Source organism: Pseudomonas sp. WS 5412 (genome assembly GCF_012985615.1).
Taxonomy (GTDB): Bacteria; Pseudomonadota; Gammaproteobacteria; order Pseudomonadales; family Pseudomonadaceae; genus Aquipseudomonas; species Aquipseudomonas shahriarae.
Genome location: NZ_JAARMB010000018.1, coordinates 87,081 through 107,683, shown reverse-complemented (window position 1 = coordinate 107,683; position 20,603 = coordinate 87,081). Strand labels below are relative to the sequence as shown.

The window sequence follows — 20,603 nt, the reverse complement described above, 5'->3', positions numbered from 1 at the left end:
TGTGCCGAGGTTAGATGCTTTTTAGACTTGTAGAAGATCTGCCAGCTTGTGCTGATGTGAACGGTCTACAAGCTCTTGCCATGTCCAACTTCCGAAGTGCTCGCCCTGTTCAGGGATATCTAGTTTCATCAATGCAACCGGGTCTCGATTTATCAGGTTGCGTGCAGCCCACAACTTACCGCCGATTTCCAGCAGCGCTTTCGCGGTCTCGTTCCACTGTTCTTCCAGCACCGTGTTCGCCAGATGTGCTGCTTTCTGCTCGATCTTGGCGTGTTCTTTTTGTGCCTCTGTGATGTGCTGATCAATCGTCATCAGCTCCTGCTCCAGGGCGGTGATGAGAAGTTGTTGCCGGCGGTGATGCTCAACCGCGGCCGTGAGGTTTTTTGCTGCCTTTTGAGCTTCGGTGTTGGCCGCTTTCTCCCCCTCTACATCGCCCCAAGCGACAGCCTGCGCATAAGCGGTGGCTGCGTCCGTTTCAGCTTGTCGAGCTTTTGCCATGTCCTCCTGATCGCTCTGGCGGACCTGCTGCAATCGTGTCTCGATGCTGTTGCGCTTCTCGTTAAGTTCCATCTCGTCGGCTTTCCAGGTCGACATGGCGCTGATGTAGTCGGCAGCCAAGCTCTCGCGGTTCGCCAGCGCCTCGAGACGGTTAATTTTTTGATTCAGTTGGTAGATCTCAAGACCTCGCGAGTCGATGCGCCTTTTGTGATCGTTGATTTCATCTTGCACAGCCCGTTGACGGCCCTGCTGGATAACCTCGGGATTTTCCAGCGCCTCTTCGAAGGGCATTAAGTCGCGCTGAATGCTCTCCATTTCGAGGGTCAGTTTGTCGCGGCGGTCTTTCAGTTCTTGGATGGTGTTCATCTGTATTGTCTCTGGGCATTGCGGTTGATAAGGATGGTTGAACGGCTGGCGAGGCCGGGAATGAGCCGGCGCTACCTCGATCAGCGGGCATGCCGTTAGGCGGCCTTGGCCTCGCTTTCATCCGTTCCTGGAACGGTCTTCACCACATAGCAGCGCTGGGGCCCCAGTCCGGGCAGGCGAATCAAGCTATACGCTTTGCCGTCGCTTCCCGGTTCAAGCACGCCCCGTTGCAGCAGTTCCTTGTTCACCGCACTGATGTTCATGCCCTTGAAAATCTCGGCCCTCCAGGCTTCTGGCAGCACGTAATAGGTGTTGGCGGTGTGCAGGGCATCACCCATGCCGTGTTCCATCGTCTTGCGAAAGCCCAACCGATCAATCGTGCGTGGGCCGTGTTCATCGATCTTGGCGGCGGCAGACTCCCAACGGGTGAAGCGGCTTTCTCCAAAGCGCTCGATGACCTGGCGCAGGCGCGTCAAAATCGCATCGCCCTCGAAGTTACCGGCGCCACCACGTTCGGCCAGCCATGCATGCAGGCACACCCTTGCGGCGGTCGTGGCCGCGCCGTCGGACCAACCGGTGACCCCGAAGGCAGTCGCCAACTCTCCGGCCGCTGCTGCGAGGCCAAAGCGAAGGGCTGCACGCTTGGCCTGACCACTGGCCGAGGGGGGCAGGTTTTGGGTGATGAATTGTTCCACCGTGCGGCGAATGATCACCGTCCATCTGAGCATTTCGCCAGGCGTGCACAGTGCGTGCAGGAAGGCGGTGAGGGGTGTGCCGTAGTATTTGGATACACGGGCCTTGAGCGCATCGGAGAGGGCGGCGGCGTCTTCAAAACCGTTCAGCACATCGAACATGCCGAGCCCTTTGCTTGCATCCGCTGGCACAGCCAGCATGCGAACTTCCATACCGGCTTTCAGCTCCTTGTTGGCATCCGCCATGTGTTGCGCCAACGTCTTCTCGCCCGTCGAGAGAAACAGCAAGCGCCACTCCTGCACCTGTCGGCCCGCTTGTCCTCGATCATTCGCCCGAGCTTTACCGGTGCCGTTGCCGAGCATGTAAATGGTTTCCCCAATGATGCGTGGGTCACACATACCGATTTCATCCAGCACCAGGAGGCCGTCTGAGTGTGCGGCGGCAATAGACTCCAGGGCGTTATCCGTGGAGCGCCACGAACGTACCAGACGCGGCCCGCCATAGACCGAGGCAGCGACCTGCAAGTGGGTGGTCTTGCCGCCGGAGCTGTCGCCGTAGAGGTGGAAGCCGCCCGACTCATGTCCGAGCAGGTTCAGCAACGGGCCTGCAAAGGCCACAGAGACGACAAACGCCAAGCGGTGGTTACCAATGCACAGTGCGCCGATTTGCTGCTGCCATTGCTCCAGAGAGCCCGCCTCGCTGATCGGTGGCAACTGGGCACCGGCCTCATAAAAATGCAGATGTTCGGCGTGCGAGCCGATCTGTTGTTCGGGCAAAAGGAAGGCGTTGTCGTGCCAGCCCAAGCGCGTTACCAAACGTGCACGCTGGGCGCTATCGAAGCCACCGAGGTAACTCTGCAAGTCATTGCGTGCGTTACGTCCAGATCGGCTTCCCGCGAGGCGCAGGCCCATGTCGACGAGTGGACCGAGTACGTCCTTACCGAAGTCGCCAGTCATGGTCCGGGCCGGAATATTCCAGCGTTTTTTGGCGCCATCCGGGTCGTCGAATTCGACCAACAAACCCCAGTTGTGGCCCTTGTCGTCACGAGTGCGAGCGATGATTTCCAGAGGCGAACAGACGGGGCGCGCCTCGCAATCATCGCCGGAGTAAAACACCCCTTCAGGCGTCAGGCGAAAGCCGCCCGTCAACAGATCATTTTTCGATTTCGCAGGTCGTTTGGCTGGCGCCTTAGCCTTCGGTTCTTGAGGCTCAGTGGGCTCAGCGAAAGTGCCGAAAAACTCGCCGTTGCGCACCAGCTCGGCCACGTGGCCAGCGGTCCAGCCTTTAGCTAATGCATCCGCTGCATCGTCGCCGCCTGCCCATTGCCCGCCTTTGACGAGTGTCGGCTTGCCGCCTTTGCTGCTGGGCTTGAGCTTGAACACGTCGAGCGAGATTCGTTGTACTGATGCGGCGCCCAGCTCAATCAACTTGGGCTCGATGGCGTCCATGCAGGTCTTGCCGCTGGCATCGTTATCCGGCCACAGCACCACCGTGCGCCCTTTGAGTGGTGTCAGTTCGGCCTTGTGCCAAGAGTTGGAGCCGTTCGGCCAGCAGGTGGCTACGTGGTCGGGCATGAGTTCGGCGGCGGCGTCAGCAGCCTTTTCGCCTTCACACAGCACCACAGGCGCATCTGCACGCTGTAACAGCTCATCCAGACGCAGCAAGGGCCGAGGTTCAGGCAAGCCTTGCCAGCGCCATTGTGTGGTTTGCCCATCGGAGCGCTTGCACCAGGTCAACGGCGCAAAGACCTTTCGCAGCTTGCCGTCTTCGTCGGGGCCGAGGTCGAAGCGATAAAGCGCCATTACCGGCTGGCCTTGTGCGTCGCGATAGATCCACACCTTGGACGGAACACCGTGTTGCCGGTGTTTAGCTGGGCACTTGTTCATGGCCTCGGCCGGGATTGGCTGAATTGCGATCCACTCCGGCGTTGCGCTCTTGGCCGGTGCGCTTTTGGTGGTCGCAGAGCCGGCGGAAACACTCAGCAGATCTGCCAGTTTTTTGCAGGCATCAACGTCGGTGCCGCCGTCGATGTAGCGCACCAGATCGATCATGTCGCCGCCCTTATCGCCAGTGGCAAAATCTGCCCAGGTGCCTTTGCTCAAATTGACCTTGAGCGAGCCAGCGCGCTTGTCTGTACGCGTCGGATTGGGTGCTGTGTATTCCTTGCCGCCGTCTACGCGTTTGCCGTTCGGCAGCCAGTGAGTAAGGACGCGGTCGATGTTCTTTAGGGCAGAGCTTTTTACGTCGGCAAAGCTGGGACGTTTTGAGGTATTGCCGGTGCGCTGAGTCATGGCGTTGTCCTCGTTGCATACAGCGCATCGTTCACGTCATCAATCAGCGCTTTTGCCATCTCGCCCAGGTAGAACGCTGGCCAACTGAACCGCTCACCTTCGTTACTCATGGCGGCGTCGAGGGTCAGTTGATTGGCGTAGTACTGAAACAGCGATATCGCTTCAAGCGCATCCTCGATCGGCACGCCTGCATTGACCCGGAACAGTTTCTGATTGCTGCTGTTAGCGCAGGAAAATTCGGTACGCCCGAGAGTGTTGGCAGTGTTCACAGGGCACCGCCTTTCTGGCCCATTGGCACAGAGGAGGCATCACCGTACATGGTGAGCGTTTTGATTAGGCCCAAGGTGCCGCGCACGTCCCAAATAACGGACGACAGCACGCGGTTGGAAAGTAGGGGTCTATCGCCGTCTAAGTGATCTTCCAAAAGCATGAGAACTGAATCGGCACGGTCGAGCGCGCAGGTGATGGCGTCGATAGGTAGGCCGGCTTCCGCGTCTGGGCTGACGCAGAGCAGATCCTCGGGTAATGAAAAGCCTGGGAGCATGCTCATTGGGCACCCCCTGCGGCTTCTAGGGCTCGCGCCTTGGACATATGGGCGTTGTAACGGGAGAGGCGTGTAGCGAGGCTGGAGTTGGCGTGTAAAGCGGCGAGAGCCATTGCTCGATGAGCGGCGGCGCGAATTCCGAACGGATTGAGGGCGTGCATGGGGCGAAACTCCTATTGTTGAGGAGCTGCCACACTTCGTCGCCAAACGAATTAGGGTGGCAGCTGTGCGCAGGTTGGCGAACCGGGACAATAGGAACCCGGCAGACCCGAAGGTCTCCCACGCACAGCCGCCATAACGCGTGAATGCGGGCACAAAAAAAGCGCCTGCAATCGTAATGGGGGCGCCTGTGCGCCTATTGTAGATCGGGTCGCCAAACCCGGTCGCTGAATTTGCAGCGACAGCCAGAGAGTAACGCCCGTTTTTTGAAAGTGCAACTGTGTGGATCGCTTGCGGATTTTTTCGATGCGGCATAAATTGATTAGGCATGTAGATTTACCTCAACGCCTCCGGTTGCCGCCGGGGGCGTTTTCGTTTCAGGCATGGACTTCCCAGCGAAGGGAGACAAAGGGCAGCAGGTCGCCTTCGAGGCAGGCGCGTGCATCCTCGTAGGCGTCGATTTGTTGGCCTTCGTCGACGATGATTGCTCGCGGGGCTTGGCAGGGAACTGATAGTGCGCACCAGATGCCATCTGCCCATCGCATTACCATTACGTCCCGGTTAAGGCGTTTTTGCTCTGTGCGGTGGCGCTCGAAACGCTGCATACCTCGTGATGAGAACCCGACTTTTCTAAGTACAGAAAAGGGCTGCAAGATGGCCCTGTTGGCGACACGATTTTTCATGCTGCCACCTGATCGCGGGCAGCGATGCGTGCCCGTGTCCATGCCTGAACTTCCCCCAATACCCACGCAACCGGAGCACTTCGTGCATTGCTGTTACTCAGCTTTACCGGCAACGGGAATCCGCTTTCTGGTTGACGCATCAGCTTGTAGATAGTCGGGCGTGCGAGCCCTACGATTGAAATGACCTCGGGCATGCGGATGAGGGTCATGGAGGGATCATGCGAGGGAATTGCTTTTAATACGGTAGTCATAGCGAGCTAACCCTTTGTTAATTGAGACAACGGGTCATACGCTACGCAGGGGAGGGGGAGTGGACTGTGTCCGCTCCCTTTTTTATTTCAGAGGTCTAAGGCCCAGAGCGGCTAAGTGCTCTCGAATGGTTTTTTTCGTGCCGTTGCCTGCTTGGTCGAAAAGCAGATTGGTCAGTTCAGCATCGGACAGACTTCGTTTTTCACTTTTCCGGCCGCTAATGATTTGCTCTGCGGCTGCCTTAATTTTTGCCCGCCTATTCGTAGCGGAGGTCTGTATCGCTGAGTTGGGATTGCGGTTCCCATTACCTGCTTCCTGGCCCCTTCTCGTCGCCTTTGTCGACAAGGCATCGTCGAGAATTCGATGCATCAGGCTTGATGTATTGAAGCCTTTTTTAAACACATCAATCTGCTCCACTTGGCGATAAAGACTCGCCATCAACAACGCCTGGTTCGCCTCACCTAACAACGTAGCGAAGTCTTCTCGAGCTCGGATTTCGTTTCCGCTACTACGGTCCCGCTCTTTTTCGATCAGTGCAAGGTACTGGCGGGGTGAGTCGTGTCTCAGTTGCTCTATCAGGTCTGCATCAATGTCGTAGGTCGCGAGTTCAAGGTCGAATAGCCAATTTGCGAGCTTCTCAACGGCCTGCGTTCCAAGTACCAGGGCGTAGGTAGCCACGAGCTGTGAGTCTGCTGCGGAACGGCTGAGCCGAAGGAGTCCTCGAATCACGCTTGGCAATGAGCCTGCTTCCGCAGAGTCGGCATGGTCGTAGATGGCATCACGTACGGAGTAAAGGGTTCGTGTGATCGATTCTGCACCTGGGGAGTAGGAACCCTCCTCAAGCCAGAACGATGTGGCGGTGTTGATCAGATCGAAGGCACCTTTGAAGTGTTCTTTGAACTGCGGAAACAGAGCAAGATTGCGAACGGCTGCCTCGACGTCGTCCTGATCCCACACCATGCACGTTACGTCGAAACCTGCGATTTCGAGTTCGAGCTCTTCTGCCTCGATGCCCCGCTCAAAGTCCATCTAAATCTCCCCGCCGCCCCGAAGCCGGTAGGCTGTTACAGCGATTCGCAAACGGAAACGCCGATGCCAGCAGGGTTGCGGGTGCGGCCTTTCTGTAACACGACTGCTCGATGTAACACGTGGTGCTCAGAAGCTTTGCAGTGCGTGTAACGCTCAATATGTTTAATAAATACAATGGGTTATTGGTAGTCGTAACACGCGTAACACCCGTAACACGATTTTTGAGGGGGTGTAGGGTTAACGCCTTCACACGGCCTTCCCAAACTGGCCTTGCACTACATTTCCGGCCACTAGAGAATCAAGATGATCGGCGTACCATTGCATCATTTTTACACGTTGCTCAAAGTATTGAGCCTTGTTGTATACCCCCGAAATGCCTTCCTCTTTGTGAGCCAGCTGCGCTTCAACATGTTCCTTCGGCCAGCCATGCTCTCTAAGTAACGTGCTCGCGGTGTGTCGAGTGCCGTGGCCTACGAGACGACCTTTGTAGCCGATGGTTGCGAAGACTTTGTTGATTGTGTTTTCGCTGATGGTTGGGTTCTTCGCTCCTACACCGGGGAAAAGCCAACGACTCCGCCCCGTTAAACTGTGCAGATCCCTCAAAGCTGTAACTGCTTGATGGGGAAGGGGGCATACAAAATCCCGGCGCATCTTCATCTTGGCAGCAGGCGTCGTCCAAATTGCCTTCTCAAGGTCGAACTCTTTCCATTCAGCCAAGCGAACCATGCCTGGTCGGGAAGCCGTCCAGATACAAAGCCATGCGGCGGTGCGTGCCGTCAGTCTGCTCGGAGTGTTTTTGAGTGCTTGGAGGAACTCAGCCAGTTCAGGCTCTAGCAAGTGTGGATGCTGCTGAGTCTTGGGTGCCTGGGCGGCAATATCGCGAAGGCGGCTACCTGGATCGTTTTCGGTGAGTCCTAAACCAATCGCTCTGCCGAAGATTTGGTTGATCCAGGTGCGGCACTTTTCTGCCACGTTGTGAGCGTCTCTGGCTTCGAGGGATGCCTGGAGATCTGCACAGTCGGTACGGGTGATTTCGTCGAGGGGCTTATCTCCCAATGCTGGGAGTATGTCCTTGTCGAGGTAGGTGCGAATTTTGTGAAGGGTGGAGGGTGCGAGGCCCTTTTCTTCCTTGGCCTTGAGCCAAGCTTCAGCAGCAGCTCTAAACGTTCGGGCCTTGGCCGCATCGATTGCAGCTTTAGCGGATCGTTTCTGCTCAAGGGGATCGGCGCCGCTACTCACTACTTTGCGTAGATCGGCAGCTTTGTCTCTTGCCAGCGCACCACTGACCTCTGGGTAACCCCCGAGCCCCATCCAAGCCCAATTGCCTGCCGGACGTTTGTAGCGGAGCTGCCAGGATTTACCACCATCAGGTTTGACCCTGAAGTAGAGGCCGTTTCCGTCTAGCTCCCGGTATTCCTTTGACTCCGGCTCCAGCCCTGCAAGCGTCGTATCGGCGAGAGGGCGGCGCTTGATATCTGCGCGCTTCATCCTTGTATCCCAAAGTTAGGTATTTTTCTCAGGATACAAGCAGGGATACAGGGATACAACGGATAAGGGGATACAGAGGTAGATAGCCAGACACAAAAAAACCGGCTCAAGTGGCCGGTTTCTCTGCTGCTGAGAGTCTGGTAGAGACTTTCAGATACTGCTATATGGTGCCCCGAGGGAGACTCGAACTCCCACTCCTTTCGAAAACGGATTTTGAATCCGCCGCGTCTACCAATTCCGCCATCAGGGCTCAATGGCGGCGAAGTATAGAGAGGTGATTACCGTTGGTCAATCACGTTTCATGGTCTATTTTCACTATTTCCGCTAGACTTCCCGGCCCTGCTAGACGAACCCCATCATGCGCGTTGCTGACTTTACTTTTGAACTCCCGGATTCGCTGATCGCCCGCCACCCTTTGGCCGAGCGTCGCGCCAGCCGACTGTTGACCCTGGACGGGGTCAGCGGTGCCCTTGCACACCGTCAATTCACTGATTTGCTTGAGCATTTGCGCCCAGGCGATTTGATGGTCTTCAACAATACCCGGGTGATTCCGGCGCGGCTGTTTGGCCAGAAAGCTTCCGGCGGCAAGCTGGAAATTCTCGTCGAGCGGGTGCTGGACAGCCATCGTGTGCTGGCCCATGTGCGCTCCAGCAAGTCGCCGAAACCGGGGTCGAGCATTCTGATTGATGGCGGTGGCGAGGCCGAGATGGTCGCGCGCCATGACGCGCTGTTCGAGCTCAAGTTTGCCGAGGAAGTGCTGCCGCTGCTGGAGCGTGTCGGCCATATGCCGTTGCCTCCTTATATAGACCGTCCCGATGAAGACTCGGACCGCGAGCGCTATCAGACGGTTTACTCCGAACGCCTCGGCGCCGTCGCCGCGCCGACGGCCGGGTTGCATTTTGACCAGCCGCTGCTGGATGCGATTGCCGCCAAGGGTGTCGAGACTGCCTATGTGACCCTGCACGTGGGGGCCGGGACGTTTCAGCCGGTGCGTGTGGAGAACATCGAAGATCACCATATGCACAGCGAATGGCTGGAAGTCAGCCAGGCCGTGGTGGACGCGGTCAACGCCTGCAAGGCGCGCGGTGGGCGGGTGGTCGCAGTGGGCACCACCAGCGTGCGCTCCCTGGAGAGCGCGGCGCGCGATGGCGTGCTCAAGCCGTTCAGTGGCGACACCGACATCTTTATTTATCCAGGCCGGCCGTTTCATGTGGTCGACTGCCTGGTCACCAACTTCCATTTGCCGGAATCCACGCTGTTGATGCTGGTGTCGGCCTTCGCGGGTTATCCCGAAACAATGGCCGCGTATAACGCAGCCATTGACAATGGATACCGCTTTTTCAGCTACGGTGATGCGATGTTTATCACCCGTAATCCGGCGCCGCGCGGCCCAGAGGAACAACTATGAGTCGTATGTCGTTTGAATTATTGGCCACCGACGGCAAGGCCCGTCGCGGCCGCCTGACCTTCCCTCGCGGTACCGTGGAGACCCCGGCGTTCATGCCGGTCGGCACCTACGGCACGGTCAAGGGCATGCTGCCGCGTGACATCGTCGCCACCGGCGCCGAGATCATCCTTGGCAACACCTTCCACCTGTGGCTGCGCCCGGGCACGGAAGTGATCAAGAAGCACGGCGACCTGCATGACTTCATGAAGTGGCAAGGCCCGATCCTGACTGACTCCGGTGGTTTCCAGGTGTTCAGCCTGGGCGCCATGCGCAAGATCAAGGAGGAGGGCGTGACCTTTGCCTCGCCGGTGGACGGTTCCAAGGTGTTCATGGGCCCGGAAGAGTCGATGCAGGTCCAGCGCGACCTGGGCTCCGACATTGTGATGATTTTTGACGAGTGCACGCCGTACCCGGCCGATGAAGACGTGGCGCGGATCTCCATGGAGCTGTCGTTGCGCTGGGCCCAGCGCTCGAAGAATGCCCACGGCGACAACACGGCGGCGTTGTTCGGTATCGTTCAGGGCGGTATGCACGAAAGCCTGCGCAAGCGCTCGCTGGAAGGCCTGGACAAGATCGGCTTCGACGGCCTGGCCATTGGCGGTCTGTCGGTGGGCGAGCCCAAGCATGAAATGATCAAGGTGCTGGACTACCTGCCAGGCCTGATGCCTTCTGACAAACCTCGTTACCTTATGGGCGTTGGCAAACCAGAGGATCTCGTAGAGGGTGTGCGCCGCGGTGTGGACATGTTCGATTGCGTGATGCCAACCCGTAATGCCCGCAATGGGCATCTGTTCATTGATACAGGCGTGCTGAAGATCCGTAACGCGTTCCATCGCCATGATGATTCGCCGCTGGATCCCACCTGTGATTGCTACACCTGCCAGAACTTCTCCCGTGCTTATCTGCACCATCTGGACAAATGCGGGGAAATGCTGGGTAGCATGTTGAATACCATCCACAATTTGCGTCACTACCAAGTCCTGATGGCTGGTTTGCGCGAGGCTATTCAACAGGGTACATTGGCCGCCTTTGTCGATGCCTTCTATGCCAAGCGCGGGCTGCCCGTGCCGCCCTTGGACTGAGTTTCCCGACCCTAAGATTCACTATTTGCAACTGGAGTGCTAAATGAGCTTTTTTATCTCTAACGCTATGGCTGACGCCGCTGCACCGGCCGCTGCCGGTCCTATGGGCGGTGGTTTCGAGTGGATTTTCCTGGTCGGCTTCCTGGTCATCTTCTACCTGATGATCTGGCGCCCACAGGCCAAGCGCGCCAAAGAGCAGAAAAACCTGCTGGGTAGCCTGCAAAAAGGCGACGAAGTGGTCACCACCGGCGGTATCGCTGGCAAGATCACCAAGGTTTCCGATGCTTTCGTGGTACTGGAAGTCTCCGACACCGTTGAAATGAAGTTCCAGAAAGGCGCCATCGCCGCCACGCTGCCAAAAGGCACGCTCAAAGCGATCTGAGTAACAACTTTTACCAATCGACGGGGCGCGCAAGGCGCCCCGCGTCATAAGCGGGCGGCGTGATGCTGAACAAATACCCTCTGTGGAAATACGTACTGATCCTGGCGGTGCTGGCGATCGGCTTTATTTATTCCGCTCCCAATCTCTATCCTGATGACCCGGCGATCCAGATCACCGGTGCCAGCACTTCGCTGCAGGTCAATCAGGCTGACCTGGACCGTGCGAGCAAGGCGCTCATCGACGCGGGTATCCAGGTTAAAGCGGCAACATTGGCAGCTGATGCGAAGGGCGGTTTGCTGCGCCTGACCAAGCAAGAAGACCAATTGCCGGCCAAGGATGTCGTGCGCAAGGTCATGGGTGATGACTACGTCGTTGCACTGAACCTGGCTCAGACCACGCCAAAATGGTTGAGCAGCATTGGCGCGCATCCCATGAAGCTGGGTCTGGACTTGTCCGGTGGTGTGCACTTCCTGTTGGAAGTGGACATGGACAAAGCCCTCGACGCACGCATGAAAGTCTACGAAGGCGATGTGAAGAGCCTGCTGCGTAAAGAGCGCCTGCGTTATCGCAGCCTGCCGCAGCTCAATGGTGCCATCCAGCTGGGTTTTGCTGACGAAGCAAGCCGCGAACAGGCCCGTGCACTGATCCGCAAAAGCTTCAACGATTTCGACATTGTTCCGGCCGACCTCAATGGTCAGGCGGTACTGCGTCTGGCGATGACCCCGGCCAAGCTGGCGGAAATCCGTGAATACTCCATCAAGCAGAACTTGACCACGGTACGTAACCGCGTCAACGAGCTGGGTGTGGCCGAGCCTCTGGTTCAGCGCCAGGGTGCCAACCGCATCGTGGTTGAGCTGCCGGGCGTGCAGGATACTGCTGAAGCCAAGCGCATCCTCGGCAAGACTGCCAACCTGGAGTTCCGCCTGGCGGCCGAGCCGGGTGCTTCCAAGGCAACTTCCGAAACCTTCGAGTTCCGCGAGGGCAACCGCCCGGCCGCGCAGATCGAGCGTAGCCTGATCATCACCGGTGACCAGGTGACGGATGCCAAGGCTGGTTTCGGCGAGCACGGCACGCCTGAAGTGAACATCCGTCTGGATGGTCATGGTGGCGAACTGATGAACCGCGCCACGCGCAGCAACGTCGGTCGCAGCATGGCGGTGATCTTCATCGAGCAACGCCCGGTGACCACCTACACCAAGCAAATGGTCAATGGCGTCGAGAAAGACGTGGCGGTACAGACCTTCAAGGAAGAGAAGAAGATCATCAGCCTGGCGACCATCCAGTCGCCTCTGGGTGCTCAATTCCGCATCACCGGCCTGAACGGCCAGGGTGAGTCTTCCGAACTGGCGCTGCTGTTGCGTGCCGGTGGCCTGGCCGCACCGATGTACTTCGCCGAGGAGCGCACCATTGGCCCAAGCCTGGGTGCTGACAACATCACCAAGGGTGTCGATGCAGCGCTGTGGGGCATGCTGTTCGTTTCGCTGTTCATCATTGCCATCTACCGCTTCTTCGGCGTCATCGCCACCGTAGCCCTGGCGGGCAACATGGTGATGCTGCTGGCCCTGATGTCGCTGCTGGGGGCTACACTGACCCTGCCGGGTATCGCCGGTATCGTGCTGACCATGGGTATGGCGGTAGACGCCAACGTGCTGATCTTCTCGCGGATTCGTGAAGAGATCGCGGCGGGCATGAGCGTGCAGCGGGCAATCAACGAAGGCTTCGGCCGGGCATTTACCGCGATTCTCGACTCCAACCTGACCACATTGCTGGTCGGCGGGATTCTCTTTGCCATGGGCACCGGCCCGGTCAAGGGTTTTGCGGTGACCATGTCCCTCGGTATCTTTACCTCGATGTTCACGGCCATTTTGGTGACCCGCGCAATGGTCAACCTGATCTTTGGCGGGCGTGACTTCAAGAAGTTGTGGATTTAAGGGGCTGCCATGTTACGTACAATCAACTTCATGGGCGTTCGCAACGTTGCGTTCGGCGTCACTGTGCTCCTTACCGTCCTGGCGCTGTTCAGCTGGTTCCATAAGGGGTTGAACTACGGCCTGGACTTCACCGGCGGTACGCTCATCGAGCTGACCTACGAGAAACCGGCCGACGTCACCAAGGTGCGTGCCCAGCTAAACGAGGCCGGGTATAACGAGGCGATCGTGCAGAGCTTTGGTGCGACCACCGACCTGCTGGTGCGGATGCCCGGTGAAGACCCGCAACTGGGTCACCAGGTGGCCGAGGCCTTGCTCAAGGTCGGTGGCGACAACCCGGCTTCGGTCAAGCGCGTCGAGTTCGTCGGCCCGCAGGTGGGTGAAGAGCTGCGCGACCAGGGCGGCCTCGGCATGCTGATGGCGCTGGCCGGCATCATGGTCTACCTGGCGTTCCGCTTTCAGTGGAAGTTTGGCGTCGGTGCCATTGTCTCGCTGATCCACGACGTGATCGTGACCGTGGGTATCCTGGCGTACTTCCAGATCACCTTCGACCTGACGGTATTGGCGGCGGTGCTGGCGATCATTGGTTACTCTTTGAACGACACCATCGTGGTATTCGACCGGGTTCGCGAGAACTTCCGGGTGCTGCGCAAGGCGACGTTGATCGAGAACATCAACATCTCCACCACCCAGACCCTGCTGCGTACCATGGCGACGTCGATCTCCACCTTGCTGGCGATTGCCGCACTGATGATCTTCGGTGGCGACAACCTGTGGGGCTTCTCCCTGGCGCTGTTCATCGGCGTCCTGGCAGGCACCTACTCGTCGATCTACATCGCCAACGTGGTGCTGATCTGGCTGAACCTCAACAGCGAAGACCTGATTCCTCCTGTTGCGACAGACAAGGAGATCGACGACCGCCCTTGATGGGTGCTTGTTGATCGGCTGTTACAAAGAAGGCGCGAGTATTGAACTCGCGCCTTTTTTTTTGCTCCAAGGCTGGGTATAGCGCGGACGTTTCAGTCCGCTTGTGATGGTCAGGAGGTTCACGTGAACAAGTCGTTACTGGTTGGTGCGGTATTGGGTGCTGTCGGTGTGACTGCCGGGGGTGCTGTCGCCACCTACAGCCTGGTAAAAAGCGGCCCTGAGTATGCGCAAGTGCTGGCAGTGCAGCCGGTCAAGACCCAGATCAAAACCCCGCGTGAGGTCTGCAAGGACGTCACCGTAACCCGGCAGCGTCCGGTGCAGGATCAGCATCAAATCGCCGGTACCGTGGTCGGCGCCCTGGCAGGTGGCCTCCTGGGTAACCAGATCGGTGGCGGTACAGGCAAGAAGATTGCCACCGTAGCCGGCGCAGTCGGTGGTGGTTATGCCGGTAACAAGGTTCAGGAAGGCATGCAGAACCGTGATACCTACACCACCACCCAGACGCGCTGTAATACCGTCAACGACATTAGCGACAAGGTTGTCGGGTATGACGTGCGTTACAACCTGGATGGCAAGGAAGGATCGGTGCGCATGGAGCGCGATCCGGGTAGCCAGATCCCAGTGGATAAAGAAGGGCGTTTGATTTTGGGCCAAAATCAACAGTAATCCCAAGCCTGGCGCAGCTCAAAATGTGGGAGCGGGCTTGCCCGCGATGGCGGTGAATCAGTCAAATGTGTCTAACCAGGCACTCCGCTATCGCGGGCAAGCCCGCTCCCACATTTGATTTGTGTTGTCGCTGAAAGCGAGGCATGCCCAAATCCCAGGCATAAAAAAAGCACCCCGAGGGGTGCTTTTTTGTGCTCGCTCGCTTAACGCTTCAGCGAAGCCGGCAGGTGCGGCTGGATCGCCGTCAGGACTGCCTTGAAGCATTTGGTGTTGCCTGCTACCACGTGACCCTTCTCCAGGAAGTCGTGACCGCCGGTGAAGTCGCTCACCAGGCCGCCGGCTTCTTGAATCAGCAGGGCGCCTGCGGCCATGTCCCACTCGGACAGGCCCGACTCCCAGAACGCATCAAAACGACCGGCGGCAACGTATGCCAGGTCCAGGCTGGCGGCGCCGGCGCGGCGGATGCCGGCGGTCTGGCCAACCAGGGCGCGGAACATGCCCAGGTAGTTTTCCAGGTTGTCCATCTGGTCGTCACGGAACGGGAAGCCGGTGCCCAGCAGGGCGCCGTCCAGGCTGGTGCGACCGCTGACACGCAGGCGACGACCGTTCAACTGGGCGCCACGGCCACGGCTGGCGGTGAATTCTTCCTGGCGAACCGGGTCCAGCACGACGGCGTGTTCCAGGCGGCCACGGTATTTGCAGGCAATGCTCACGGCAAAGTGTGGGATGCCGCGCAGGAAGTTGGTGGTGCCGTCCAGTGGGTCGATGATCCACAGGTAGTCTTCGCCTTCGCCGCTACCTTTGTGCAGGCCGGTTTCTTCACCGAGGATGCCGTGGGTAGGGTAGGCCTTGCGCAGGGCGTCGATGATTTTCTGTTCGGCGGCGCGATCCACCTCGGATACATAATCCTTGGCGTCTTTTTCGTCGACCTTGATGGTATCCAGGCGCTCGATGGAGCGGAAGATCAATTCACTGGCGCTGCGGGCGGCGCGCAGCGCGATATTCAGCATGGGCTGCATGGATGTGTCACCTAAGGTTGTTAAAGAAAGCCGGGCATTCTAGCAGAAACTTTCTTCAGGTGAAGGACGACGTTCGCTTTCATGGCATAACCTTAGGCTGTTCTGTAATATTTCCCCCCCTTTCCCATGTCCGAGAGCGCCTCCCTTGCTGCAAAACATTCGTGTCGTCCTCGTCAATACCAGTCACCCCGGCAATATCGGCGGGGTGGCGCGGGCCATGAAAAACATGGGGCTGACGCGCCTGGTGCTGGTGGAGCCACGGGTGTTCCCGCACCACGAAGCCGACGCTCGTGCCTCAGGCGCCAATGACATCCTGGAAAAAGCCCAGGTCGTCGCCACCCTGGAAGACGCCCTGGTCGGTTGCAACCTGGTGCTCGGCACCAGTGCTCGTGACCGGCGCATCCCCTGGCCGCTGCTCGATCCCCGCGAGTGCGGGACCAAAGTGGTCGAAGAGGCTGCTGGCGGTGCTGAAATCGCTCTGGTATTTGGCCGTGAAGACTCCGGCCTGACCAATGACGAGCTGCAGCGATGTCATTATCACGTGCACATTCCATCAGACCCTGAATTCAGCTCGCTGAACCTCGGGGCAGCCGTGCAGGTGTTGAGTTATGAAGTGCGCATGGCCTGGCTGGCAGCACAAGGCCAGCCGAGCAAGATGGAGAAGGATGAGGTTGCATCCACCAAAAGTGGTGAATTGGCCACGATGGATGAGCTGGAGCGGTTCTATGAACACCTGGAGCAAACCCTGGTGGCCATCGAATTCCTTGATCCGGAAAAGCCGCGGCACTTGATGGCGCGCCTACGCCGGCTGTATGGGCGCAGCTCGGTCAGCCGGGCAGAGATGAATATATTGCGTGGCATCCTCACGGAAACCCAGAAAGCGGCCCGTGGCGAGCTTCTTAAGCGGAAGGATTAAAAATGTTCGAGCGTTTGCGAGAAGATATCCAGAGTGTTTTCCACCGTGACCCGGCGGCGCGCAACGCCTTTGAAGTGCTGACCTGCTACCCGGGTATGCACGCGATCTGGATTCACCGCTTGTCCGGTGCCTTGTGGGGCATGGGCTGGAAGTGGCTGGCGCGGCTGGTGTCGAACTTTGGTCGCTGGCTGACCGGGATCGAGATTCATCCAGGGGCCAAGGTCGGTCGTCGCTTCTTCATCGATCACGGCATGGGCATCGTTATTGGTGAGACCGCCGAAATTGGTGATGACGTGACCCTGTATCAAGGCGTGACGCTGGGCGGTACCACCTGGAACAAGGGTAAGCGTCACCCAACCCTGGAAAACGGCGTAGTGGTGGGGGCGGGCGCCAAGGTGCTGGGGCCGTTTACCGTGGGTGCCGGTGCCAAGGTTGGTTCCAATGCGGTGGTGACCAAGGCGGTGCCTCCGGGCGCAACCGTGGTGGGCATTCCTGGGCGGATCATCGTCAAGCCGGAAGTCGGCGATGAGCAGGAGGCCAAGCGCAAGGCCATGGCCGAGAAGATTGGCTTCGACGCCTATGGCGTCAGCGAAGACATGCCGGACCCAGTGGCTCGCGCCATCGGCCAGTTGCTCGACCACCTGCAGGCGGTGGATGGCAAGCTGGATGGCATGTGCGGCGCGCTGAAGGATCTGGGTAGTCCTTACTGTGCGAAAGATCTCCCTGAGTTGCGCGAAGAGGACTTCGCCGAGATCAAGGATGAGGCCGGTGCCACCAAGGCTGGTTAGGTTTTAAGTCCGATAAAATGCCCTTTGGGAGCTGGCGTGCCTGCGATAGCAGTCTGCCAGTCACCCCTTGGGCTGCTGATCCACCCCTATCGCAGGCAAGCCAGCTCCCCCATTTGATCTCCATTGGTCTTGAGATTGAGCCCTGGCCCTGTTCCTGCTGTTCGATCCCACCCCATCCTGCTATGATTCGCGCGCCCTTTTTACGGGTATTCCTGACTAAAGTACTAGGTCTTATAGTTGACTTAAATACTCGGGAATCGCATACTTGCTCCCATTCTGAAACACCTTGGTACTTGTCCATGAGACTGACTACAAAAGGCCGATATGCGGTGACCGCCATGCTCGATCTGGCCCTGCACGCGCAAAACGGGCCGGTGTCCCTGGCCGATATCTCCGAGCGCCAAGGCATTTCCCTGTCTTACCTTGAGCAGCTGTTCGCCAAGCTGCGCCGCAGCAACCTGGTTTCCAGTGTGCGTGGCCCGGGTGGCGGATATCAGTTGTCCCGCGATATGCAGGGCATCCAGGTGGCCCAGGTGATCGACGCGGTCAATGAGTCCGTCGATGCTACCAAGTGCCAGGGGCTGGGTGATTGCCATGCCGGCGACACCTGTCTGACACACCACTTGTGGTGTGACCTGAGCCTGCAGATCCATGAGTTTTTGAGTGGTATCAGCTTGGCTGATCTTGTGACTCGCCGTGAGGTGCAGGAAGTAGCCCAGCGTCAGGACCAGCGCCGATGCAACACCAAGGTGCCGCGTCTGGACAAGATTGAAGCGTCCGCCGTCGAGTGACAGCCGAAGAGCTAACGGCACGCCAGCCAGCCTGATTTAGGAGAAAGTCCATGAAATTGCCGATTTACCTTGATTACTCAGCGACCACCCCGGTTGATCCGCGTGTCGCGCAAAAGATGAGCGAATGCCTGCTGGTTGACGGAAACTTCGGCAACCCGGCTTCTCGTTCCCACGTTTTCGGCTGGAAGGCCGAGGAAGCGGTGGAAAACGCTCGTCGCCAGGTCGCCGACCTGGTCAATGCCGACCCGCGTGAAATCGTCTGGACCTCCGGTGCCACCGAGTCCGACAACCTGGCAATCAAGGGCGCCGCGCATTTCTATGCGACCAAGGGCAAGCACCTGATCACCACCAAGATTGAGCACAAGGCTGTCCTCGACACCATGCGCCAACTGGAGCGTGAAGGTTTCGAGGTTACTTACCTCGAGCCCACCACCGACGGTATCGTCACCCCGGCAATGATCGAAGCCGCGATGCGTGAAGACACCATCCTGGTTTCCGTGATCCACGTGAACAACGAAATCGGCACCATCAACGACATCGCCGCCATCGGCGAGCTGACCCGCTCCAAAGGCGTGTTGCTGCATGTCGATGCTGCCCAGTCCACCGGCAAGGTCGATATCGACCTGTCCAAGCTGAAAGTCGACCTGATGTCGTTCTCGGCCCACAAGACCTACGGCCCTAAAGGCATTGGCGCGCTGTACGTGAGCCGCAAGCCTCGCGTCCGTATCGAAGCCACCATGCACGGCGGCGGTCACGAGCGCGGCATGCGCTCGGGCACCCTGGCGACCCATCAGATCGTCGGCATGGGCGAAGCCTTCCGTGTAGCCAAAGAAGACATGGCTGCCGAAAACGTGCGCATCAAGGCTCTCAGCGATCGCTTCTACAAGCAGGTCGAGAACCTTGAAGAGCTGTACATCAACGGCAGCATGACCGCCCGTGTACCGCACAACCTGAATTTGAGCTTCAACTACGTCGAGGGCGAGTCGCTGATCATGGCGCTCAAGGATCTGGCGGTTTCGTCCGGTTCGGCCTGCACCTCGGCTTCCCTTGAGCCTTCCTACGTCCTGCGCGCCCTGGGCCGCAACGACGAGTTGGCGCACAGCTCGATCCGCTTTACGTTCGGCCGTTTCACCACCGAAGAAGAAGTCGACTACGCAGCGCAGAAAGTCTGCGAAGCGGTCACCAAGCTGCGCACTCTGTCGCCGCTGTGGGACATGTACAAAGACGGTGTCGATATTTCCAAGATCGAGTGGGCGGCACACTAAATATAGAAGCCGCCACCCAAGCTCTGTAGGAACGTGGCGGAAAACGCAGGCGTTTCTACAGGGTTCCAGAGCGGCCCTGATGAGTGAGGATTCAGTACCATGGCTTACAGCGAAAAGGTCATCGACCACTACGAAAACCCGCGCAACGTCGGCAAGATGGACGCGGAAGATCCTGATGTGGGCACCGGCATGGTCGGCGCTCCAGCGTGCGGCGACGTTATGCGCCTGCAGATCAAGGTCAACGACGCTGGCGTTATTGAAGACGCCAAGTTCAAGACCTACGGCTGCGGTTCAGCCATCGCCTCCAGTTCCCTGGCGACCGAATGGATGAAAGGCAAGACCCTGGATGAGGCTGTCACTATCAGCAACACCCAGTTGGCCGAAGAACTGGCCCTGCCGCCCGTGAAAATTCACTGCTCGGTACTTGCAGAGGACGCCATCAAGGCGGCCGTTCGCGATTACAAGCAGAAGAAAGGCTTGATCTAAGCATTTGGCGACGAGTAAGGAGTCAACGATGGCTATCAGCATGACAGAAGCGGCTGCGCGGCACGTGCGACGCTCCCTGGATGGGCGCGGTAAAGGTGAGGGGATTCGTCTGGGTGTGCGCACCACAGGCTGTTCCGGCCTTGCCTACGTGCTGGAGTTCGTCGACGAGGTGGTTGCGGAAGATCAGGTGTTCGAAAGTCACGGCGAGAAAGTGATCATCGACCCGAAAAGCCTGACCTACCTGGACGGCACCGAACTCGATTTCGTCAAGGAAGGGTTGAACGAAGGCTTCAAGTTCAACAACCCCAACGTACGCGGTGAGTGTGGCTGCGGCGAAAGCTTCAACATCTGAGGCTATTTGTGGGTACTCCTTGTCATTTCGCTTTATTCGAGCTGCAGCCGAGCTTTCGGCTGGACCTCGAGCAGCTTGCCACGCGCTACCGTGAATTGGCGCGTGGGGTGCATCCGGATCGCTTTGCCGACGCTTCCGAGCGTGAGCAGCGCCTGGCGCTGGAGCAGTCAGCCAGCCTCAACGAAGCCTATCAGACGCTCAAAAGCCCTCCCAAACGCGCGCGCTACCTGCTCGCCATGGGTGGTGGCGAAATGCCGCTGGAAGTCACGGTCCATGACCCTGATTTCCTGATGCAGCAGATGCAGTGGCGTGAAGAGCTTGAAGACTTGCAGGACGAGGCCGATCTGGCTGGCGTCGCGGTCTTCAAGCGGCGTCTGAAAGTGGCCCAGGATGAACTCAACGAAAGCTTCGCAGCCTGTTGGGACGATGCAGCGCAACGTGAACAGGCCGAACGCCTGATGCGGCGCATGCAGTTCCTCGACAAGCTCACTTACGAAGTGCGCCAGCTAGAAGAGCGCCTCGACGATTAACCCAGTGCTGCACAGATTGCACGC

At 58.4% G+C, this 20,603-nt stretch carries 22 protein-coding genes and 1 tRNA gene; 13 read left to right on the top strand and 10 right to left on the bottom strand.

The window, feature by feature from the left end; genetic code table 11:
• Positions 1 to 21 precede the first annotated feature (21 nt).
• From HBR94_RS21530 to HBR94_RS21490, 9 genes are all read right to left on the bottom strand, one after another.
• A complete protein-coding gene (locus HBR94_RS21530; protein WP_170045502.1) occupies positions 22 to 864 on the bottom strand; it encodes a chromosome segregation protein SMC in 843 nt (280 codons plus the stop codon).
• Positions 865 to 959: 95 nt separating this feature from the next.
• Positions 960 to 3,848 (bottom strand): DUF927 domain-containing protein, encoded by a 2,889-nt coding sequence (locus HBR94_RS21525; RefSeq protein ID WP_170045501.1) that lies wholly within the window; start codon positions 3,846 to 3,848, stop codon positions 960 to 962.
• Positions 3,845 to 4,117: a DUF3077 domain-containing protein gene (locus tag HBR94_RS21520; RefSeq protein WP_170045500.1), complete on the bottom strand. Its 273-nt coding sequence runs from the start codon at positions 4,115 to 4,117 to the stop codon at positions 3,845 to 3,847. The genes HBR94_RS21525 and HBR94_RS21520 overlap by 4 nt, the downstream gene beginning before the upstream one ends.
• Positions 4,114 to 4,398 (bottom strand): hypothetical protein, encoded by a 285-nt coding sequence (locus HBR94_RS21515; RefSeq protein WP_170045499.1) that lies wholly within the window; start codon positions 4,396 to 4,398, stop codon positions 4,114 to 4,116. The genes HBR94_RS21520 and HBR94_RS21515 overlap by 4 nt, the downstream gene beginning before the upstream one ends.
• 530 nt (positions 4,399 to 4,928) lie before the next feature.
• Entirely contained in the window at positions 4,929 to 5,234 is a 306-nt protein-coding gene (locus HBR94_RS21510; protein WP_170045498.1) for a hypothetical protein, read from the bottom strand.
• Complete coding sequence (locus HBR94_RS21505; RefSeq protein WP_026078127.1) at positions 5,231 to 5,485, bottom strand: AlpA family phage regulatory protein; 255 nt, start codon at positions 5,483 to 5,485, stop codon at positions 5,231 to 5,233. The genes HBR94_RS21510 and HBR94_RS21505 overlap by 4 nt, the downstream gene beginning before the upstream one ends.
• A gap of 82 nt (positions 5,486 to 5,567) precedes the next feature.
• The gene (locus HBR94_RS21500) at positions 5,568 to 6,512 is read right to left on the bottom strand and encodes a hypothetical protein (protein ID WP_170045497.1); all 945 of its coding nucleotides are present in this window, start codon (positions 6,510 to 6,512) and stop codon (positions 5,568 to 5,570) included.
• A 246-nt stretch (positions 6,513 to 6,758) separates the two neighbouring features.
• A complete protein-coding gene (locus tag HBR94_RS21495; protein ID WP_170045496.1) occupies positions 6,759 to 8,000 on the bottom strand; it encodes a tyrosine-type recombinase/integrase in 1,242 nt (413 codons plus the stop codon).
• Positions 8,001 to 8,165: 165 nt separating this feature from the next.
• Positions 8,166 to 8,250 (bottom strand) — tRNA-Leu (locus tag HBR94_RS21490).
• 108 nt (positions 8,251 to 8,358) lie between these two features.
• Between HBR94_RS21490 and queA the strand changes: the two genes are divergently transcribed.
• The 6 genes from queA (at position 8,359) to HBR94_RS21460 (ending at position 14,432) form a co-directional block, all read left to right on the top strand.
• Positions 8,359 to 9,408, top strand: coding sequence for a tRNA preQ1(34) S-adenosylmethionine ribosyltransferase-isomerase QueA (queA, locus tag HBR94_RS21485; RefSeq protein ID WP_057437921.1), 1,050 nt, complete (start codon positions 8,359 to 8,361; stop codon positions 9,406 to 9,408).
• Positions 9,409 to 9,413: 5 nt separating this feature from the next.
• Positions 9,414 to 10,529, top strand: coding sequence for a tRNA guanosine(34) transglycosylase Tgt (gene tgt / locus HBR94_RS21480; protein WP_032858353.1), 1,116 nt, complete (start codon positions 9,414 to 9,416; stop codon positions 10,527 to 10,529).
• A 43-nt stretch (positions 10,530 to 10,572) separates the two neighbouring features.
• Positions 10,573 to 10,911 (top strand): preprotein translocase subunit YajC, encoded by a 339-nt coding sequence (yajC, locus tag HBR94_RS21475; protein ID WP_003175975.1) that lies wholly within the window; start codon positions 10,573 to 10,575, stop codon positions 10,909 to 10,911.
• 62 nt (positions 10,912 to 10,973) lie between these two features.
• A complete protein-coding gene (gene secD, locus HBR94_RS21470) occupies positions 10,974 to 12,842 on the top strand; it encodes a protein translocase subunit SecD (protein ID WP_057437923.1) in 1,869 nt (622 codons plus the stop codon).
• 9 nt (positions 12,843 to 12,851) lie between these two features.
• A complete protein-coding gene (gene secF / locus HBR94_RS21465; RefSeq protein WP_057437925.1) occupies positions 12,852 to 13,766 on the top strand; it encodes a protein translocase subunit SecF in 915 nt (304 codons plus the stop codon).
• 123 nt (positions 13,767 to 13,889) lie between these two features.
• Positions 13,890 to 14,432, top strand: coding sequence for a glycine zipper 2TM domain-containing protein (locus HBR94_RS21460; RefSeq protein ID WP_029298576.1), 543 nt, complete (start codon positions 13,890 to 13,892; stop codon positions 14,430 to 14,432).
• 203 nt (positions 14,433 to 14,635) lie between these two features.
• Here HBR94_RS21460 and suhB read toward each other — a convergent pair whose 3' ends face one another.
• Complete coding sequence (gene suhB, locus HBR94_RS21455) at positions 14,636 to 15,451, bottom strand: inositol-phosphate phosphatase (RefSeq protein WP_003175971.1); 816 nt, start codon at positions 15,449 to 15,451, stop codon at positions 14,636 to 14,638.
• A gap of 145 nt (positions 15,452 to 15,596) precedes the next feature.
• Here suhB and trmJ point away from each other — a divergent pair, with 145 nt between their 5' ends.
• From trmJ to hscB, 7 genes are all read left to right on the top strand, one after another.
• Positions 15,597 to 16,367 carry a tRNA (cytosine(32)/uridine(32)-2'-O)-methyltransferase TrmJ gene (gene trmJ, locus HBR94_RS21450; protein ID WP_057437929.1) on the top strand — a complete coding sequence of 257 codons (771 nt, stop codon included), beginning with the start codon at positions 15,597 to 15,599 and terminating at the stop codon, positions 16,365 to 16,367.
• Between the two features lie 2 nt (positions 16,368 to 16,369).
• The gene (gene cysE / locus HBR94_RS21445; protein ID WP_057960569.1) at positions 16,370 to 17,155 is read left to right on the top strand and encodes a serine O-acetyltransferase; all 786 of its coding nucleotides are present in this window, start codon (positions 16,370 to 16,372) and stop codon (positions 17,153 to 17,155) included.
• Positions 17,156 to 17,454: 299 nt separating this feature from the next.
• On the top strand, positions 17,455 to 17,946 hold the full coding sequence (gene iscR, locus HBR94_RS21440; protein WP_038446306.1) for a Fe-S cluster assembly transcriptional regulator IscR: 492 nt from the start codon (positions 17,455 to 17,457) through the stop codon (positions 17,944 to 17,946).
• Positions 17,947 to 17,996: 50 nt separating this feature from the next.
• Entirely contained in the window at positions 17,997 to 19,211 is a 1,215-nt protein-coding gene (locus tag HBR94_RS21435; RefSeq protein ID WP_057437931.1) for an IscS subfamily cysteine desulfurase, read from the top strand.
• 99 nt (positions 19,212 to 19,310) lie between these two features.
• Positions 19,311 to 19,697 carry a Fe-S cluster assembly scaffold IscU gene (gene iscU, locus HBR94_RS21430; protein ID WP_028617851.1) on the top strand — a complete coding sequence of 129 codons (387 nt, stop codon included), beginning with the start codon at positions 19,311 to 19,313 and terminating at the stop codon, positions 19,695 to 19,697.
• A gap of 28 nt (positions 19,698 to 19,725) precedes the next feature.
• Positions 19,726 to 20,049 (top strand): iron-sulfur cluster assembly protein IscA, encoded by a 324-nt coding sequence (iscA, locus tag HBR94_RS21425; protein WP_010565230.1) that lies wholly within the window; start codon positions 19,726 to 19,728, stop codon positions 20,047 to 20,049.
• A gap of 8 nt (positions 20,050 to 20,057) precedes the next feature.
• Positions 20,058 to 20,579 (top strand): co-chaperone HscB, encoded by a 522-nt coding sequence (gene hscB / locus HBR94_RS21420; protein WP_057437935.1) that lies wholly within the window; start codon positions 20,058 to 20,060, stop codon positions 20,577 to 20,579.
• Positions 20,580 to 20,603 lie beyond the last annotated feature (24 nt).

Bases quoted from the DNA above. Each gene is read 5' to 3' on its own strand.
- HBR94_RS21525 (WP_170045501.1), bottom strand. From the start codon at position 3,848: ATGACTCAGCGCACCGGCAATACCTCAAAACGTCCCAGCTTTGCCGAC.
- HBR94_RS21435 (WP_057437931.1), top strand. From the start codon at position 17,997: ATGAAATTGCCGATTTACCTTGATTACTCAGCGACCACCCCGGTTGAT.
- suhB (WP_003175971.1), bottom strand. From the start codon at position 15,451: ATGCAGCCCATGCTGAATATCGCGCTGCGCGCCGCCCGCAGCGCCAGT.
- tgt (WP_032858353.1), top strand. From the start codon at position 9,414: ATGTCGTTTGAATTATTGGCCACCGACGGCAAGGCCCGTCGCGGCCGC.
- HBR94_RS21495 (WP_170045496.1), bottom strand. From the start codon at position 8,000: ATGAAGCGCGCAGATATCAAGCGCCGCCCTCTCGCCGATACGACGCTT.
- queA (WP_057437921.1), top strand. From the start codon at position 8,359: ATGCGCGTTGCTGACTTTACTTTTGAACTCCCGGATTCGCTGATCGCC.
- secF (WP_057437925.1), top strand. From the start codon at position 12,852: ATGTTACGTACAATCAACTTCATGGGCGTTCGCAACGTTGCGTTCGGC.
- HBR94_RS21530 (WP_170045502.1), bottom strand. From the start codon at position 864: ATGAACACCATCCAAGAACTGAAAGACCGCCGCGACAAACTGACCCTC.
- secD (WP_057437923.1), top strand. From the start codon at position 10,974: ATGCTGAACAAATACCCTCTGTGGAAATACGTACTGATCCTGGCGGTG.
- HBR94_RS21505 (WP_026078127.1), bottom strand. From the start codon at position 5,485: ATGACTACCGTATTAAAAGCAATTCCCTCGCATGATCCCTCCATGACC.
- cysE (WP_057960569.1), top strand. From the start codon at position 16,370: ATGTTCGAGCGTTTGCGAGAAGATATCCAGAGTGTTTTCCACCGTGAC.
- HBR94_RS21515 (WP_170045499.1), bottom strand. From the start codon at position 4,398: ATGAGCATGCTCCCAGGCTTTTCATTACCCGAGGATCTGCTCTGCGTC.
- iscA (WP_010565230.1), top strand. From the start codon at position 19,726: ATGGCTATCAGCATGACAGAAGCGGCTGCGCGGCACGTGCGACGCTCC.
- yajC (WP_003175975.1), top strand. From the start codon at position 10,573: ATGAGCTTTTTTATCTCTAACGCTATGGCTGACGCCGCTGCACCGGCC.
- HBR94_RS21510 (WP_170045498.1), bottom strand. From the start codon at position 5,234: ATGAAAAATCGTGTCGCCAACAGGGCCATCTTGCAGCCCTTTTCTGTA.
- iscR (WP_038446306.1), top strand. From the start codon at position 17,455: ATGAGACTGACTACAAAAGGCCGATATGCGGTGACCGCCATGCTCGAT.
- iscU (WP_028617851.1), top strand. From the start codon at position 19,311: ATGGCTTACAGCGAAAAGGTCATCGACCACTACGAAAACCCGCGCAAC.
- HBR94_RS21500 (WP_170045497.1), bottom strand. From the start codon at position 6,512: ATGGACTTTGAGCGGGGCATCGAGGCAGAAGAGCTCGAACTCGAAATC.